This window comes from Haloarcula mannanilytica, assembly GCF_005406125.1.
Classification (GTDB): Archaea; Halobacteriota; Halobacteria; order Halobacteriales; family Haloarculaceae; genus Haloarcula; species Haloarcula mannanilytica.
This window is the reverse complement of record NZ_BIXZ01000002.1, coordinates 258,195-275,192: the sequence shown is the minus strand read 5'-3', so window position 1 is coordinate 275,192 and position 16,998 is coordinate 258,195. Positions and strand designations below refer to the sequence as shown.

Genomic DNA, 16,998 nt, shown 5'->3' with positions numbered 1-16,998 from the left:
CCGCCGCCGGCAATAAAGGACAATCGATTGTGTGCCTATCGTTCAGACGGAACAGCCGGCAACGCCGTGGCGGTGGTCAGCGCTCGCGCTGGAGCAACAACCCCGCGGTCTGTCCGCTGTTTTCCGTGATCGGTGCGACGACTTCCCAGCCGTCCGCGCCGAGGTCGTTCAGTTCGTCGGTGGGAACGCTGCTGCTACCGAACATGCCGGTGTCGACATCGAGCGTCTTGTATTCGTAGGAGGGTATACACGCGCTGTGGTGGCGACCAGCGGCAAACGTCTTGTGGTGTACGGCGGGACGCTGACCGCCACGGCTTTGCCGCTCACAGCCGTGCCCCCGCGTGTGCCCGAGTTCCCCGACGCCGAGCAGCGCAACGCCCTCACCGCGGATTGTCGACGTTGTTCCGATCTCGCCGACAGCCGGACCTGCATCTCGTGGGGCAACGGCCCGCTGGATGCCGACCTCGTGGTGGTCGGCGAAGCGCCAGCCGAGGGCGACCCCGAGGCCAAGCAGTGGCGGGGCGGCAATCTGACCGGCATGGCCTACACCTCGCAACGTTCCGGCCGGAAAATCAGGCAGGTGCTCGCCGACGCCGGGTTCGGCCACGAGGACTGCTACTACACCAACGCCGTGAAGTGCCACCCGCCGGGGAACCGCGACCCGACCGACGCCGAACTGGCGAACTGTCGACCGTACCTCGTCGAAGAGGTCAAAACAGTGGAGCCGACGGTGGTGCTGACTACCGGCAAGCACGCAACGAAGACGGTGCTGGCGCTGGACGATACCGGCCTCGACGGCTTCCTCGACAACGTACTCGAACCACGGTGGAGCGAGGCCCTGAACCTGCCCGTGATTCCGTTGCTTCACCCGTCGTATCAGGAGGTCTGGCTCTCCCGGTTAGGGTACGCCTACGACGAGTACGTGGCGGCCATCGCCGAGACGGTGGCCAGCGTCGGCGACACCTAGAACCTTCTTGTGACCGCCGGACCCACACCCGGCTATGAGCGAGGACTGCATCTTCTGTCAGATCGTCGCGGGTGATATCCCCAGTCGAACCGTCTACGAGGACGACACCGTGCTGGCGTTTCTGGACGCCAACCCCCTCTCGCCGGGCCACACGCTCGTCATCCCGAAGACCCACCACGAGCGACTGAACGACACGCCCGCCGACGTGGCCGGTGAGGTGCTGTCGACGCTGCACGAACTCGTCCCGGCCGTCGAGGCGGCCGTCGACGCCCCCGCCAGCACGGTGGCGTTCAACAACGGTGAAGAAGCCGGGCAGGAAGTCCCGCACGTCCACGGTCACATCATCCCGCGGTTCGAGGACGACGGCGGCCGTCCGATCCACGCGCTCGTCACCGACAGCCCTGACCTGAGCGACGGCGAACTGGACGCCATCGAAGCGGATATTGCGGCCGGGCTGGAGTAAAATTCCGTATCTTTTTACCGAAAGATACCCGAATAGCGACTGTATGGGGGTTTCGACGCTCGCGTTCGTGGGGTGTACCGGTGGGGCCGGAACGACCAGGCTGACAGTCGAGACGGCGACGACGCTGGCCCGGAGTGGGCGGTCCGTCGCCGTCGTCGACGCAGCCTTTGGCACGCAGGGGCTGGCGACCTACGTCGGGGGGCAACTCGACACCGACGTGACCGCGGTGGCCGTCGGTGACGCGCCGGTCGACGATGCGCTGTTCGAGTGGGACATCGACGCCGAGGGACGGGTGGCACTCTGTCCGGCCCACGCCCCCTTCGAGCGTCTGGCCCGTGCGAAGACAGCCGACAGCGCACAGACGCTGGAACGGGCCATCGAGGAGGTGGCCGGACGGTTCGACCACGTCCTGCTCGACGTGCCGCCGGTCGCGGCGAACCAGGCCGTCGCCGCCGCCACGACCGCACAGCGGCGAGCACTCGTGATTCCGGCCAGCCAGCGCGGCAGCGACCTGCTCCCGAGACAGCAGGGGCGGCTGCGGGACATCGGCGCGCCGGCCTCGGCCGTCGTCGCTGCGCGTGTCCACGGCGAGGACGGCCAGTCTATCGAAGATGCCGCGCACACGGTTCCCCACATCGGAGCGGGCGCGCCCAGGCCGCTCGCGACGGACCCCGACACCGATGTCGCACCGACGGTCGCCGCGATGGCCGAGGACCTGCTCGGCGTCGACCTGGGCCTGACCTTCGAGGACGACGGCCTGTTCTCCCGCTAAGGAAGCGGCACGACGACGACAGGACTGTCGACGCGGGTCAGCAGTTCCCGGGCCATCGACCCGACGCCGTCGCTGTCGTCGGTCCCGCGGTGTGGCCCGATGATGAGTTCGTCCGGGTCGTGTTCGTCGACGGCGGCCAGTATCGCTTCGACGGGGTCGCCGTCTTTCGTTTCCGTTGCGGGCATGAACCCGGCGAGGCGCGAGCGGGCGACGTTGACGGCATCGCCCGCGTCGCGCGACGGGGCATCGGGGTCGCGGACGGCGACCACGACGATATCGTCGTCACCCGCCGGGTCAAGTCGGTTCTGGAGGTAGTCAGCGCCGGCCGCGGTGACGTGGACGGAACTGGTGGCGAGCAGAAACGTCGTCATGGGCGACTGTGTGGGGTCGCCCGGCTTCGGGTTTTCGCTCGATTACGGAGCACCACAGCGAACGGACAGCTATACAGATAGCAACGGAATCGCGGGTGTCGCATATACCTAGCGGCTGACTACTCACATATGGGGCACCTTGCACAGCCATGTCTCTATCTGAAACTCCGGACTCGACACGGTTCGTCTGTCCGTTCTGCGAACGGACGTTCGACCAGCCCCGCTCAGTGTGTGACAACTGCGAGAGCACAGTCGTCGTGCCGCTGGAGAGCCAGTCAGTGTACGACAGCATCCTTCCGATGAGTGGGCGTTAGACCGGTGGGACGTGACCCACCGGCCGCCTGTCACGGGCACCGACGGGCTTACATACAGCCCAACCTGTACCCGAGAGCGTGCGCGTCGAGAACAGTTTCATCGGTACCGACGGCGTCGGGGAGAAGACCGAGCGGTCCATCTGGGAACAGGGAGTCACCCACTGGGACGAGTTCGAACCGTCCGTCGTCGGCGGACAGCGCGGCGACCGCATCCAGCAGTTCATCCACGAGGGGCGCGAGCGGGTCGCCGAGACGGACGTGTCCTACTTCGACCATGCGTTCCCGAACAGCGAGCGCTGGCGATTGTACGAGACCTTCCGCGAGCGGGCCTGCTTTTTCGACATCGAGACGACGGGGCTTGACCAGGACCGCAACCAGGTGACGACGGTGAGCCTTCATCAGGACGGGGAGACACAGACGCTCGTCGCCGGCGACGACCTGACCGCCGAGAACCTCCGGGCCGCCTTCGACGGCGCGGACCTGCTGGTGACGTTCAACGGCAAGCGCTTCGACGTACCCTTCCTCGAAGCGAACTTCGACATCGACCTCGACCGCCCGCACCTCGACCTGATGTACACCTGCAAGAAGATCGGCCTCTCCGGGGGCCTCAAACAGGTCGAGCAGGATATCGGCATCGAGCGGGACCGGCCGGACATCTCGGGTCGGGACGCGGTACGGCTCTGGCGGGAACACGAGCAGGGACGTGACGGTGCACTCGAAACGCTGGTGTCGTACAACCGCGAGGACACGGTGAACCTCAAGATTTTGGCCGATACCGCGACAGAGCGGCTCGATGATCGGGTTTTCGTCGGCTGATAGCTCGAACGACAACCGCCATCACACCCCCTTTGTTTCGAGTGGAGTGCGGAAGTGTGACAGACTCTCGTGGAGACTCAACAAGAACGGGAGTGTCGGGCTATCGACTCCAGAAGGGCGTGTGTCCGTGACCGAGAACGATGGACGCGACGTGCCAGACAACAAGTTCGACAAACAGCGCCGTATCCTGTCCCGTTCCGAACCCGTAAAGCGACGGAATATACAAGAGCGGCAGTAACACAGCCCCCCAAAACGCGAACGGTCGAACACCGGCGAGTGTCACGGTCCAGAGCCCGCGGGCTGCGAACGCGACAATGTCAAGATATTGTCTGGTGTTCGTCGGTCGCAGCCTGTCGGCGTCGCCCCGGTGGGGTAGCGGGGGGCTATCGCCGCTCGATGACCCCACCGTCTCTCACCCTGTCTGGTCTCGGTATCATTGCTCGAAACAACAGTATACCGCACCTAATCGGTAGTTGCTACACATATAGGCGGTCGCGCCGCCGGCTCTATGTGTATTCACCCCTCCGATATCAGTCATGTCTGTCCGTGGGGTATCACACCGGATTCACGGCGTCCGAACAGTCCGGACACTCGGCGAGCATCCGCGGCCAGTCGCCGTCCCTGTCGTACGCGACGACGAGATTCGCCGCCGGAATCGTCACGTCACAGGTCGGACACTTCCCGAGCGGTGGGTCGGCCGTTTCTATGTCACTGTCCCACATACACTGAGCTACGCAGTCAATGCATATTGTTACCAAGCTCCTACGAGGAGTGCGGGTGGCCTTACGTGTCGTCGTCGCCGTCCCTCGGTGGCCCGAACCCGCCACAGCCGGTGAGTACCAGCAGCGCCGCGACGACCAGAGACTCGACGCAGCGACTCCGTTCCATCCCATCAGCCTACGCAGTCAAGTCATTTGGTAGCACTTATTGACTACGTGCCACCGGAAGAAGTGGGACAGCGAGACGGCCCCGATCAGTAGTTCGCCGCCTCTGACAGCTGCGACGAGTTCGTCGGCCGCAGCAGGTGGACCCGCCCGGCAAGGAACCCCAGCAAAAGGCCGGTGAAGTGTGCGATGAGTGCAACGCCGGGGTTCGCGGTCACGAGCGTGATCGCGGCGGCGACGAGGCCGGCCAGCGCCAACTGGACGCGCGGAGCGAGTTCGAACCCGCCGATGACGGTGTCGGTCAGACGGTTGGCGGCGAGCAGATAGCCAAAGAGGGCGAACACCGCACCGCTGGCCCCGAGGACGGAGACGTGACTGACCATCCCGGGGACGAGCGGCCCGACAAGACTGGTTATCGAGACCTGCGAGACGCCGGCGAGTGCGCCGGTCGAGACGAAGAAGGCGTGGAACCGGAGCGGCGTCGTCCGGCGTTCGAGAACGACGCCAGCGAGGGCTAACCCGGCGGCGTTTGCGAGGAGATGTGACAGGCCAGCGTGCGCGTACACGCTGGTGACGAGCGTCCACGGGCGGGCGAGCAGCGGGGGCGAGAGGGCAAACAGGCTCCCCGGAGCGGTCACCACGCCAGCGGCCTGCTGGGCGAGGAACACGCCGACGATGACGGCCAGCGTGGCAACGGTGGGGCTGTTACGCAGCGGCTTCATTGGGCCGTTATTGTCGCCCGCGATACAAGAAACGCTCGGCTGCCCACGTCGTTTCAGAACGCATACGTGGCGTCGTTACGTCCACTCGTGTATGTCCGAACTGAGCGAGACGCTCGCCGCGGCGTTCGCCGACGAGACCGACGACGATATCGCACAGACAGCCGCCGAAAACATCGCCGCCTTCGCCGAGGAGTACGACGAGGACCTGACGAGCGACCGCGTCACCGACCTGCTCGCCGACGCGCCCTACGACGGGTTCGACCGCCGGTTCAACTGGGTCGTCGGCGAACTCGCCGCCGAAAACGAGGACTGCACCGACTCCCGGGAGTTCCGAATCGACGGGTTCGGCGATCTCGCGGCCGACCCCGACATCGGGACCTGAGCGGGCGGATGGCAGGCGGCACCTACACACTGGTGCTGGAACGAGACGACAGCGGGCCGATTGCGGTCGGCGCGCTGGGCGAAATCGAGTTCCCGGCGGGCTGGTACGCCTACACCGGGAGCGCGCTGGGCAGCGGCGGCTTCGGCCGCATCGACCGCCACCGCGCTGTCGCCGCCGGCGACAACGACACCCGGCACTGGCACATCGACTACCTGCTGGGCGACGCGGCGACGACCGTCGACCGGGTCGTCACGACCGAGGCCGACATCGAATGTGCCGTCGCCCAGCGGCTCGACGGGCCGACGGGAGCGGGATTCGACCGCGTCGATTCCTTCGGTTGCTCTGACTGTGACTGTCGCTCGCACCTGATACACCACGGGCAGCGGACCCGCTTGGTTGGGGCGGTGACCGACGCACACGAGGCCGAAGCGGAAGATTCCGCCGCCGCGACCGAGTAGTCAGGAGATGTGAATCGCGGGCTTGTTCGGCCGGGCTTTGGCCGCGAGGTCGTCGTCCGGTGTGGCCCGCCGGACGACCACGTCGCAGTCGAACTCGTCTTCGAACAGCCACGCGGCCTGCTGGAGCGTATCGAGTTCGCGCTCCCCGTCGATTATCGGTTCCAGGCCCGCCCCGCGGTCGGCCAGTCGGTCGGCGAACTCGGCGGCCGCGTCACCATGCTGTTTGATGTCCTCGTCAGCCATGATTTCGCCGACAATGGCGTCGTCGGGGTCAGACTCGCGGGCGATGTCGTAGGCCCGGTACTTCCAGTCGGCGGCGACGACGAGTTCGATCTCGTTCGGGGCCTCGATGTCGACGACCTCCGTGATTTCGCGCACGTCGTCAAGCGTCCGGCGGACGACCTGGCGCTCGATACGGTAGTCGTCCACCTCCCGAAGCGGTTCGGGCCAGCGGCTCTCGGCGACGAGGCCGTCCTCGTCGAGTAGCTGCCACATCTCCTCGGCGAGGAACGGCGCGATAGGCGCGACCAGCGCGGCGAGCACCCGCAGGCCGCGGCCGTAGGCGAACTGGTAGGGGTCGTCGTAGCTGGCGTAGCGCCCCAACAGGCGGGCAAAGCGCTGGAGTTCGCTGACGACGCGGTGGAAACGGAACCGGTCGTACTCCGCGGTGACCGCGGCGATAGTTCGGTCGATTTCCCGCTCCAGATAGGCGTCGTGGTCGGCGCTTTCGCTCCGGCCCTCGATATCGGATGCGTACTCGGCGACCAGCCGGTACAGCGTCTGCTGGAAGTCATACGCCGTCGAGACATCCTTGACAGTCCACTCGAAGTCCTGGGAGGGATGGGCCGCCGAGAGGACGAACAGCCGCGTCGTCTCGGCCCCGTACTCGTGGGGCGCGATGTCGTTGCCCTTCGACTTGGACATCTTCTCGCCGCTGTGGAGCACTGTCCCCTGATTGATGAGCCGCTCGACCGGTTCCTCGCGGTCCAGCAGGCCGATATCCGACAGAGCACGAGTAAAGAAGCGAATATAGAGCAGATGGAGCACCGCGTGTTCCTCGCCGCCGACGTACACGTCGACCGGGAGCCACTCGTCGGTGGTTGCCTGGTCGAAGGGGGCGTCCTCGAAGTGTGGCGACAGATAGCGCAGGAAGTACCACGATGAGTCGACAAACGTGTCCATCGTGTCCGTCTCCCGCACCGCGTCGGCCCCACAGTCCGGACACGTCGTCTGTTTCCAGTCCTCGGCCGCATCGAGGGGATTCCCAGTTGTCTGGACGTAGTCGGGCAGTTCCACCGGTAGGTCTTCGTCGGGAACCGGGACGTGGCCGCAGTCGTCGCAGTGGACGATAGGAATCGGCGTCCCCCAGTAGCGCTGCCGGGAGATGAGCCAGTCTCGGAGGCGGTAGGTCACCGCGGACTCCGCGGCCTCGTGCTCTCGCAGGCGCTCGCGGGCGGCGGAACTGGCGAGGCCGTCGTACTCGCCGCTGTCCGTGAGCATCCCGTCGTCGGAGTAGGGCGCGTGTGGCAGGTCCGTCCCGCTGCCGTCGACCGGTTCGACGGCCTGCTCGACGGGCAGGTCCTGTGCCGCGGCGAAGGCGTGGTCCCGCTCGTTGTGGGCCGGCACGCCCATGACCGCACCCGTCCCCACGTCATCTAACACGTACGCGGCGACGTACACCGGTAGCGCCTCACCGGTGTAGGGATGGGTCGCGGTCAGGTCCGTCTCGACGCCGCTCATCCCGGCGTCATCCGTGCTCGCCACTGACTCCACGTATTCGGCGACGGTGTCGTCTTCGTCGGCCAGCGCTCGCGCGAGGTCGTGGCCCGGCGACAGCGCCAGATACGTCGCGCCGTACACCGTGTCGAGGCGGGTGGTGAAGGCATCAACCGACGGCTGCTCGTCGTGGTCAACCTCGAAGGTGACGCGCGCGCCCTCCTGCCGGCCGATCCAGTTGCGCTGGCTGTCCCGCACACCGTCGGGCCACCCCTCCAGGTCGTCCAGCCCGTGGTACAGTTCCTCAGCGTAGTCGGTAATGGCGAAAAACCACTGGTCGAGGTCCCGTTGCTCGACGCCGGTCCCACAGCGCCAGCAGACACCGCCGCCGTGGGTGTGGCTGTGGTTGGCGTCTGTGGTCGTCTCGCCCTCGTCCGCTTTCGGCGGCGTCTCGACCTGCGCGTCAGCCAGCACCGTCTCACAATCCGGACACCAGTTCACCGTCGCCGCGCCGTAGTCGACTAGTCCCTCGTCGTAGAACTGGGTGAACAGCCACTGGTTCCACTGGTAGTACTCGGGGTCGCAAGTGGTGATTTCCCGGGACCAGTCGTAGCCAAAGCCCATCTCCCGGAGGTCGTCTCGCATCTGGTCGATACACGTTCGCGTCCAGGACTCGGGGTCGGTGTCCCGCTCGTAGGCCGCGTTCTCCGCCGGGAGGCCGAAGGCGTCCCAGCCCATCGGGTGGAGCACGTCGTCGCCAGCCATCCGCCGGTACCGGGCGTACGCGTCGGTGATGGCGTAGTTCCGGATGTGTCCCATGTGCAACGAGCCGGAGGTGTAGGGGAACATCCCCAGCACGTACGTCGGGTCGTCGGCGTCGGTCGGGCACTCGAAGACGCCCTCCCGCTCCCAGACCTGCTGCCAGTACTCCTGGACCCGTGCGTGGTCGTATCGACGCGACATTTGCTACCTCGACGTGTGCCTGCCGCGCACATGAGTGTTCGGCTAGGAACGGTGTTTGGTCGTACTGCTTTCGTGGACAGCCAGAAAGCCCCCGCACTCTCAACTCCCGCGGCTCGCTGTGCGCTTCACTCACTCCGTTCGCTCCAGTGCTTGCGTCGCCGGGGTTCGTTGAGAGTGCGGCCCCTTTCAGTCCCGCCCAACATGGATTGGCCAACCGGCTATGGGCGGGGCTTTCTGGCAGTTCGTGATATCGATAGAGACGTATGCACCTCGACCGCCAACAATTTCTAGCTCATTCCTCACCCGATTCGTAGTGGTCGCCAGCAGCTTCGGGCAGGCGGGTCTTGCCCACCAGCGCGAGGACGACGATGACGGCGATGAACGGGATCGTCTGGACCAGCGAGTTCGGAATCGCTAGGATATCGCCCGACTGGAACCGGATCTGGATGGCTTCGAGCCCGGCAAACAGCGTGGTCGACAGCAAGGCACCGACGGGGTTGTAGTTACCAAAGAGGTAGGCGACGATAGCGATGAACCCCTTGCCGTTGACCATCGTCGGGCCGTTGCCGGAGAACTGACCGATGTTGATGGCCAGCGCGGCCCCGCCCATTCCCGAGAGGACGCCAGAGAGGAGCACGGCGACATAACGGACGCGGGACACGTCGACACCGGCGGTGTCCAGTGCCTTCGGGTTCTCGCCGGCGGCCCGGACCCAGCGGCCGAAGGTCGTGCGGTTCAGCACGTACCACGACGCCGCCACAGCGGCGAACATGATGTACACCGCGGGCGAGGCGTCGAACAGTGCGCCGAAGAAGGGGATGTCGGCCAGTGCCGGGACCGTTATCGTGTCGAAGGTGCCGACGCTGCTGGTGTTGGGACCGCCGTAGAACACCTGCGAGGCGAAGGGCGCGAGGCCGAGCGCGATGAGCCAGACGGCCAGGCCGGCGATAATCTGGTCAGCGCGGAACTCGATGCAGACGATGGCGAACACCCCCGCGAGCAGCGTCGACGCGACGATGCCGACGAGGAAGCCGAGCCACAGCGAACCGGTCACGTCGGCACCGAAGATGGCCGCAAAGGCCGAGATGATGAGCAGGCCTTCGAGCCCGATGTTGATGACGCCGCTCTTCTCGGCGAAGATACCCCCCAGCGCGGCCAGCACAATCGGGACCGAGAGCCGCAGCGTCGAGGACAGTGTCGACTTCGAGGCCAGCACCCAGAATATCTGTCCGGGCGTCGACGCCGGCGCAAAGAGGCCGAATCCGGCGAGCACGACCAGTGTGAGGAACGCGACGGCGGCGATGAACAGTCGGCCCGACGCCGATTGGAGGCGGTCGATGGCGCTGTCGTTAGTCATCGGCACCACCTCCCGCGGTCACGGTGGCCTGTCTGTCGCCCTGCCGCGTTGCGAGCCGGCGGCCGATGATGCGGAAGAACTCCGGCATCGCGACGAACAGGATGATGAGTCCCCGCAGGACGCCCACGAGCTGTGGCGGCACGTCCGTCGCGAAGGCCACCACGTTCGAGCCGGACTTGAGGACGCCAAAGAGGAGCGCGGCGAAGACGGCCCCGATAGGGTTGTTGCCGGCGAGGATGGAGACGGTGATCCCGTCGAAGCCGTAGCTCGGGATGCCGGTCTGGAACTTTCCGAGCGTCATCATCACGAACACGGCCCCGCCGACGCCGGCGAGTGCGCCCGACAGCGTCAGCGAGGTCAGGATGGTACGGGCGGAGTCGACGCCGCCGTACTCCGCGGCGGCGGGCTGGATGCCGGCGGTCCGCAGGTCGTAGCCGAAGGCGGTGTGTTCGAGCAGGTAGTAGACGCCGCCGACGAACGCGAGGGCAAGCAGGAGCGCGAGCAAAGAGAAGTCCGTCCGCGGGTCGAACAGAATCGACGGGAACTGCCCCTCGATTGGCAGCGTCCGGGTCTGTGTCGCCTGGCTCGTCGGGTCGGCGAAGTGGTTCCGGACGAGATACAGCGTCACCCGGACGGCGACGAAGTTGAGCATGATCGTGGTAATGACCTCGTTGGCGTCGGCATAGGCTTTCAACGCGCCGGGAATCGCGCCGTAGAAGCCACCTCCGACCGCGCCGGCGAGCAGCCCAATCGGAATCAGCAGGAGCAGCGCGAGCGTGCCCGAGACCAGCGAACCGGCCCACAGCACCGTCAGTGCGGCCGCCAGCGCGCCGACGATGAGCTGGCCCTGCGTCCCGATGTTGAAGATGCCCGCACGGAACGCTAAGGCCACCGAGAGCCCGGTGAACACCAGTATCGTCGTCTCCCGGAGCGTCGCCGCGAACTGCGCGTTCAGCGGCGACCAACCGCCGGCGAAGGGGTCCCCCAGCGCGCCGAGGAACAGCCGATTGAACACGTAGAACGGGTCGTAACACAGCGTCGTGGAGCCAAAGGTAAGCACCGGGGACCGACAGGTCGCCATCAGCCCCGCGACGGTGACGAGAACCGTCCCGACGACGATAGAGAGCAACAGCGCCGAGAGAGCAATGAGAATCCGCTCGCCGACCGAGGTCTGGCCCAGTCTGATGAGTCGCTGTCGGTACTGTGACCACCGGTCGTCCGGGTCCGGTGTGGGCGGGTCGTCGCTGTTTTGCGACGGGTTGTCGTCGCCGTTCTGCGACGGGTCGTCGTTACTCATTGCTGACCCTCCCCGTCGGCCGCGATAGTGGGCACCGCGTCGGGTTGCTGGCCGGCCATCAACAGGCCGAGCTGCTCCTCGGTCACGCGCTCGGGGTCGACGATGTCGATTATCTCGCCCTCGTAGATGACGGCGAGGCGGTCCGAGAGCGACTGGACCTCATCGAGGTTCGAGGAGATGAGCAACACGGCCCGGCCCGCCTCACGGAGCGCGTTAATCCGGTCGTGGATGAACTCCATCGACCCCACGTCGACGCCGCGGGTGGGGTGGGAGGCGACGACGAGGCGCGGGTCCCGCGCGAACTCCCGGCCGACGACGAACTTCTGTTGATTCCCCCCGGACAGCGATTTCGCGTGGGCATCGGCGTTCGGAGGCCGAACGTCGTACTCCTCGATTATCTCCTCCGCGTGGTCGCGCGTGTAGTCCCAGTCGATCCGGCCATTCGAGGTGTAGTCGGCCGCGTGCTGGCTCCCGAGCAGGCCGTTCTCGACGAGGTCGAAGTCCATCACCAGCCCTCGCTCCTGGCGGTCCTCGGGGATGTAGGCCATTCCGGCCTCGATGCGTTCCCGGCGGCTGTCGGTGGTCCGGTCGACGCCGTCGTACGTGATGGTTCCCTCGTCGGGCAACTGGAGTCCGGTGATCGCCTCGACCAGCTCCGACTGCCCATTGCCGTCAACGCCAGCGATCCCGAGCACTTCCCCGGCCCGGACTTCCAGGGAGATACCATCGACTGCACGAACGCCCCGGTCGTCCTCCACAACGAGGTCCTCGACATCGAGGACGGGTCGGCCCGGCTCGGCGGGCTCGCGGTCGAGATCCAGCAGGACTTCGCGGCCGACCATCATCTCGGCCAGTTCCTCGCGGGTGATGTCGTCGGCCGGGACCGTCCCGACGTTTTTGCCCTCACGGAGGACGGTGATCTCGTCGGCCGCTTCCATCGCCTCGCCGAGTTTGTGCGTGATGAAGATAATCGTCTTCCCCTGGTCGGTCAGCTCTTCGAGGACGCGAAAGAGGTCCTGGACCTCCTGTGGGGTCAGCACTGCCGTCGGTTCGTCCAGAATCAGCACGTCTGCGCCACGGTAGAGGGCTTTGAGGATCTCGACGCGCTGCTGGACGCCGACGCCGACATCTTCAATGCGGGCGTCGGGGTCAACGTCGAACCCGTACCGTTCGGACAGTTCACGGACTTGCTGTCGAGACTGCTCGCGGTCGACAGTGAGTCCGAGCCACTTTCGGGGCTCGTTGCCGAGCGTGATGTTCTCGGTGACGGTCATCGGATCGACCAGCATGAAGTGCTGGTGGATCATGCCGACGCCCTCGTCGATGGCGTCGCGCGGCGAGTGGAACTGCTTTTCATCGCCGTGGACGGTGACCGTCCCCTCAGTGGGCTGATAGAGCCCGTAGAGGACGTTCATCAGGGTGGTCTTTCCCGCACCGTTCTCGCCGAGCAGTGCGTGGACCGTCCCTTTCTCGACCGCCAGGTCGACATCGTCGTTCGCGACGACCCCCGGGAACCGCTTCGTGATACCATCGAGGTGGACGGCCTGTTCCATACTCAGAGCGGTTACCCGCCCGTAGTTTTAACTTCACGGTTCCACAGGTCTGGCAAAAATATGCGACGGGTCCGCGCGGTGGACGCACCGGCTCAGACGTTGCCGGGGTCGGTCGGCACGCTGATATCGCCGTCGATGATGCTCTGGCGGACTTCAGACACCTCGTCTTTGACCGCCTGTGGGATTTCAGAGCCGAGCTGCTGGCCGTACACCGCTTCGACGCCGTTCTGTTCGAGGCCGAGTGTGTTCACAGTGCCGCCCTCGAAGTTGTCGTTGATGACTGACTCAATCGAGGTGTAGACGGCGTTGTCGACGCGCTTGACCATGCTCGCGAGGATAATATCGCTGAAGTTCTCCTTCGTGACCGACTGGTCGCGGTCGACGCCGATGGCGAAGCGACCCGCCTCCTGGGCCGCCCGGAACACGCCGGTCCCGGTGTTGCCGGCCGCGTGGTAGACGATGTCCGCGCCAGAGTTGTACATTGAGAGCGCCGCCTCCTGGCCGCCGGAGGGGTCGTTGAAATCGCCCACGTACGCCGTCTGGATGTCGATGTCCTCGTTCGCGTGCTTGACACCGGCCTTGTAGCCGGCTTCGAAGCGACCGATGAGGTCGCCCTCGACGCCACCGACGAAGCCGACGTTCGTGGAGTCGCTCTGCGTAGATCCGGCACCGGCCGAGAAGTCCTGGCTGGACAGTCGAGCGGCCATCAGACCGACCAGGAACGAGCCCTGATGCTCGCCGAAGACGTACGAGCCGACGTTGTCCGCGTCGACAGTGGAATCGACGATCATGAAGTTCTGTTCGGGGTACTGGCTGGCGTTCTCCGTGAGGGCGTCTGCCTGCAGGAAGCCGATACAACAGACCAAGTCGTAGTTCGGGTTCGAGGACTGGGCGTACTGCTGTTGCAGGCTTGCGAAGTCCTGGACCGCCTCGGGCTGGGACTCGTCGTATGCGATGTTTAGCTCCTCTTCCGCCCGGATAACGCCGGTCTGGGCCTGGTCGTTGAACGACCCGTCGCCAAGTCCGCCCGTCGCGTACACCATGCCGATACGGGCGGCCGGGCCGCTGTCGCCATCGCCACCGTCACTCCCATTGCCATCGGTGTCTCCGCCGTCACCGCTGCTGCCGTCACCGCCACCGAGGCACCCGGCTACCCCGATTGCGGTTGCGGTACCGACACTACTGAGGAACGTGCGTCTCCGTTGTGACATGTCCCACCAGCGGTGTGGATAGGCGTTAAAGACTTCGGTGTCGCAAATCAGCCACACCGGTGACAAAGAGTGGCAAGAGAGGGGCACACAGTCCGACACCGACGCCGCGGGCATTTTATATACTGGGTGTGAACAGTCACCAATGGCAGCCCGGTCGCGTTCACACAGTAGCAACTGGCAGGCCCCGGAGGGATTCAGCACGCGGTGACTACCGTCGTCTTCTGGGCGCTGGTCGCCCTCGCAACTATCACGAGCCTGGTGACGGCCTGGACGCTCGGGGCGAACAGCAACTCGCCACCCTTCGCCCCGGCCATCGGCGCGAACGCCATCTCGACGATGCGCGCCGCCTTCCTGATCGGGATTCTCGCCGCGCTCGGCGCACTGACCCAGGGCGGGAGTATCTCCGAAACGGTCGGTGCTGGCCTTATCGATGGCGTCCAAATCACATCGCTTGCGGCTATCGCCGGCCTGCTGACCGCGACTGGGTTCATGGCGTTTGGTATCTACTCGGGCTACCCCGTTCCGGCGGCGTTTGCGACGACGGGCGCGATGGTCGGCGTCGGCCTCTCGCTGGGCGGCCAGCCCGTCTTCGACACCTATCGCCGCATCGCCGTCTTCTGGCTGCTGGTCCCCCCTGTCTCCGGCGGCCTGGCCTACCTCACCGCGACGGTCCTCCGCCGGGACGACATCCCCGAAACCGTCGGCGTGCCGCTGCTCGCCGGCGTCGTCGGTGGCATCGTCGCCAACGTCCAACTCGGCGTCATCCCGTCACCGCCCGGCACGGACCAGGGCTCGCTGGCCGGCTTCGCCGCGATGACTGCGGGCACGGACATCGCCGCCGTCGCCGCGACGCTGCTGGTCGCCGCCGGGAGCTTCTACTACATCCGCCGCAAGACCCAGGCCTCCGTCGACAAGGGCATCAAGACATTCCTCGTCGTGCTGGGCAGCGTCGTCGCCTTCTCCAGTGGCGGGAGTCAGGTCGGTCTGGCGACCGGCCCGCTGGAGAACCTCTACCGCGTCGAACTCGGCCTGCCCGGCATCGTGTTGCTGGCACTCGGTGCGGTGGGTATCCTCGGCGGTGCGTGGATGGGCGCACCCCGCCTGCTGCAGGCGACCTCCCGCGAGTACGCGCAACTGGGCGTCCGCCGGTCCATCGCGGCGCTGGTCCCCGGCTTCATCATCGCCCAGGCCGCCATCGCGCTTGGCATCCCCATCTCGTTCAACAACATCATCATCTCCGGGGTGATCGGCGGCGGCCTGGCCGGTGGCTCCGCCGGCGTCTCCCGCCGAAAAATCGGTGTTACCGTCGGTTTCTGGCTCATCACGCTCGCGGGCAGTATCGGTATCGGCTTCGGCGTCTACCGCGTGCTCGCGGCAGTACTCGGCGGCCAGGCCTGACCTGCTACCGGACGACCGTCACCGTCACCGGCGCTTCGCTGACGACCGCCGTCGCAACGGTCCCCAGCAACCGCCGGGCGATCTCGTTTTTCCGCCCGCCGTGACCGCCCATCACCACCTGATCCACGTCGTTCTCCTCGACGTAGTCCAGAATTGTCTCGGCCGGATCGCCGGTCTTGACGGTTGTTTCGACCTCACGGCCGACCTCGTCGGCCTGCCATGCTGCCCGGTCGACGAGATTCGTGGCTCGCTCGTCGGCCGCCGCCCTCCGGTCCGCGCCCGCTTCGAGTAAGCCGCCCTCACTCATCCCAGTATCGAGCGGCGCGACGACGTTCAGTACCGTAATCCGGCAGTCGAACGTCTCCAGCGCGAAGGTCAGTGCCTCGTCGGCCAGCGGCGACCCATCCAGCGGGACGAGCACGTGCCCGGTTGCCATACCAGATCTCTGGGCCGGGGCTACAAGTATGGGAGGGGCGGTGTCGGTGACTTCCGTGGCTCCGAATCAAAAGAGGTGGTTGCTTCGCACGACTAGAGAGAGAGTACGACGCTGTCGCTCGCAGTTAGTTTACGACAGAGTAGTCCATCCTGGATTCGAACCAGGGTCGAAGCCCCCAGAAGGCTTCAGGATTGGCCTCTACCCCAATGGACTGATATATTCGCCACCGTTCGCATGTGGTGACGCGTACTTTTCTATAATTCTGCAGCCGTATTTCAGTGTTGCGGAGTCAGGTGGCTGTGTCACTCGCCGGCATCCGGCGCGTCGGTCGCGGGGAGGCTAACTGTCTCCGGCACCTGATAATGTTCCTTTCGGTGGCAGTTGGCACAGAGGATGTCACACTTCGACATCTCTTCGGTGAGTTTAGGCTTCGAATAGCCGTAGGTAATCATTTGAGAGATGGTCATTTCCTTTTCTTCGTCGTCTCGATGGTGGAAATCCAGACAGGCAGGGTCGGTCTCATCACAGCGTTGACAACCGTTGCTGTCGCGCTTCTGTTCGTAGACCCAGCCGCGATGTCTCGCCCGTCGGTCGAGGGTCCGTTGTCCGTTCTCTTCGACGTTTTTGTAGTGCCAGCGCTGATCCTGTGAGAGGTCGGACCAGGAACATCCCTCAGGGAGCGAAACATCCACAGGCCTCTCAGCGACACGAGAACCACGGGAATGGTTCGTCTCCAGTCCAGCCGCGCTCTTCGCGGTGTTCCAACTACCCATTATACGCTGAATCGTGCCCGAGGCGGGCGTGAGTCCGAGGTCCTCGTACTGGGCTTTGGTCGGTGATTCACCGAGCGTTTCTGCTGCGGCACGAAGCGCTTCGAGACAGTCAACTTCACTCGTCATGGGACCGAATTGCGTTTCG

At 65.4% G+C, this 16,998-nt stretch carries 18 protein-coding genes; 7 read left to right on the top strand and 11 right to left on the bottom strand.

The window, feature by feature from the left end:
• Positions 1-76: 76 nt before the first annotated feature.
• On the bottom strand, positions 77-205 hold the full coding sequence (locus Harman_RS08560) for a DUF4177 domain-containing protein (RefSeq protein ID WP_235007177.1): 129 nt from the start codon (positions 203-205) through the stop codon (positions 77-79).
• 138 nt (positions 206-343) lie between these two features.
• Here Harman_RS08560 and Harman_RS08555 point away from each other — a divergent pair, with 138 nt between their 5' ends.
• Genes Harman_RS08555 through Harman_RS08545 form a run of 3 tightly spaced genes read left to right on the top strand, consistent with a single transcriptional unit; the run spans position 344 to position 2,202 of the window.
• On the top strand, positions 344-967 hold the full coding sequence (locus Harman_RS08555; protein WP_137683384.1) for a uracil-DNA glycosylase: 624 nt from the start codon (positions 344-346) through the stop codon (positions 965-967).
• Between the two features lie 34 nt (positions 968-1,001).
• A complete protein-coding gene (locus tag Harman_RS08550; protein WP_137683383.1) occupies positions 1,002-1,430 on the top strand; it encodes an HIT family protein in 429 nt (142 codons plus the stop codon).
• Positions 1,431-1,473: 43 nt separating this feature from the next.
• Positions 1,474-2,202 (top strand): ParA family protein, encoded by a 729-nt coding sequence (locus Harman_RS08545; RefSeq protein ID WP_137683382.1) that lies wholly within the window; start codon positions 1,474-1,476, stop codon positions 2,200-2,202.
• Here the strand turns inward: Harman_RS08545 and Harman_RS08540 are convergent.
• Positions 2,199-2,573, bottom strand: a complete 375-nt coding sequence (locus tag Harman_RS08540) for a universal stress protein (RefSeq protein WP_137683381.1) — start codon at positions 2,571-2,573, stop codon at positions 2,199-2,201. The genes Harman_RS08545 and Harman_RS08540 overlap by 4 nt on opposite strands.
• A 392-nt stretch (positions 2,574-2,965) precedes the next feature.
• Here Harman_RS08540 and Harman_RS08535 point away from each other — a divergent pair, with 392 nt between their 5' ends.
• Positions 2,966-3,703 carry a ribonuclease H-like domain-containing protein gene (locus tag Harman_RS08535; RefSeq protein WP_137683380.1) on the top strand — a complete coding sequence of 246 codons (738 nt, stop codon included), beginning with the start codon at positions 2,966-2,968 and terminating at the stop codon, positions 3,701-3,703.
• 554 nt (positions 3,704-4,257) lie between these two features.
• Here the strand turns inward: Harman_RS08535 and Harman_RS21490 are convergent.
• On the bottom strand, positions 4,258-4,425 hold the full coding sequence (locus Harman_RS21490) for a DUF7837 family putative zinc-binding protein (protein ID WP_200830864.1): 168 nt from the start codon (positions 4,423-4,425) through the stop codon (positions 4,258-4,260).
• A gap of 251 nt (positions 4,426-4,676) precedes the next feature.
• The gene (locus tag Harman_RS08525; protein WP_137683378.1) at positions 4,677-5,309 is read right to left on the bottom strand and encodes a rhomboid family intramembrane serine protease; all 633 of its coding nucleotides are present in this window, start codon (positions 5,307-5,309) and stop codon (positions 4,677-4,679) included.
• Between the two features lie 91 nt (positions 5,310-5,400).
• Here Harman_RS08525 and Harman_RS08520 point away from each other — a divergent pair, with 91 nt between their 5' ends.
• Both Harman_RS08520 and Harman_RS08515 read left to right on the top strand, forming a co-directional pair.
• Positions 5,401-5,691 carry a hypothetical protein gene (locus Harman_RS08520; RefSeq protein WP_137683377.1) on the top strand — a complete coding sequence of 97 codons (291 nt, stop codon included), beginning with the start codon at positions 5,401-5,403 and terminating at the stop codon, positions 5,689-5,691.
• Between the two features lie 8 nt (positions 5,692-5,699).
• Positions 5,700-6,149, top strand: coding sequence for a GIY-YIG nuclease family protein (locus tag Harman_RS08515; protein WP_137683376.1), 450 nt, complete (start codon positions 5,700-5,702; stop codon positions 6,147-6,149).
• Here Harman_RS08515 and leuS read toward each other — a convergent pair whose 3' ends face one another.
• The 5 genes from leuS to Harman_RS08490 form a co-directional block, all read right to left on the bottom strand.
• Positions 6,150-8,828, bottom strand: a complete 2,679-nt coding sequence (gene leuS / locus Harman_RS08510; protein ID WP_137683375.1) for a leucine--tRNA ligase — start codon at positions 8,826-8,828, stop codon at positions 6,150-6,152.
• Positions 8,829-9,120: 292 nt separating this feature from the next.
• A complete protein-coding gene (locus tag Harman_RS08505) occupies positions 9,121-10,167 on the bottom strand; it encodes an ABC transporter permease (protein WP_137683757.1) in 1,047 nt (348 codons plus the stop codon).
• Between the two features lie 10 nt (positions 10,168-10,177).
• A complete protein-coding gene (locus Harman_RS08500) occupies positions 10,178-11,482 on the bottom strand; it encodes an ABC transporter permease (RefSeq protein ID WP_137683374.1) in 1,305 nt (434 codons plus the stop codon).
• Positions 11,479-13,035: an ABC transporter ATP-binding protein gene (locus tag Harman_RS08495; protein ID WP_137683373.1), complete on the bottom strand. Its 1,557-nt coding sequence runs from the start codon at positions 13,033-13,035 to the stop codon at positions 11,479-11,481. Before Harman_RS08495 ends, Harman_RS08500 begins: the two co-directional genes overlap by 4 nt.
• Before the next feature lie 92 nt (positions 13,036-13,127).
• On the bottom strand, positions 13,128-14,246 hold the full coding sequence (locus Harman_RS08490) for a BMP family lipoprotein (RefSeq protein ID WP_200830863.1): 1,119 nt from the start codon (positions 14,244-14,246) through the stop codon (positions 13,128-13,130).
• Between the two features lie 204 nt (positions 14,247-14,450).
• Between Harman_RS08490 and Harman_RS08485 the strand changes: the two genes are divergently transcribed.
• A complete protein-coding gene (locus Harman_RS08485) occupies positions 14,451-15,644 on the top strand; it encodes an inorganic phosphate transporter (protein ID WP_137683372.1) in 1,194 nt (397 codons plus the stop codon).
• A gap of 4 nt (positions 15,645-15,648) precedes the next feature.
• Here Harman_RS08485 and Harman_RS08480 read toward each other — a convergent pair whose 3' ends face one another.
• The gene (locus tag Harman_RS08480) at positions 15,649-16,080 is read right to left on the bottom strand and encodes a universal stress protein (RefSeq protein ID WP_137683371.1); all 432 of its coding nucleotides are present in this window, start codon (positions 16,078-16,080) and stop codon (positions 15,649-15,651) included.
• Between the two features lie 302 nt (positions 16,081-16,382).
• A complete protein-coding gene (locus Harman_RS08470; RefSeq protein WP_137683370.1) occupies positions 16,383-16,979 on the bottom strand; it encodes a homing endonuclease associated repeat-containing protein in 597 nt (198 codons plus the stop codon).
• Positions 16,980-16,998: the final 19 nt, after the last annotated feature.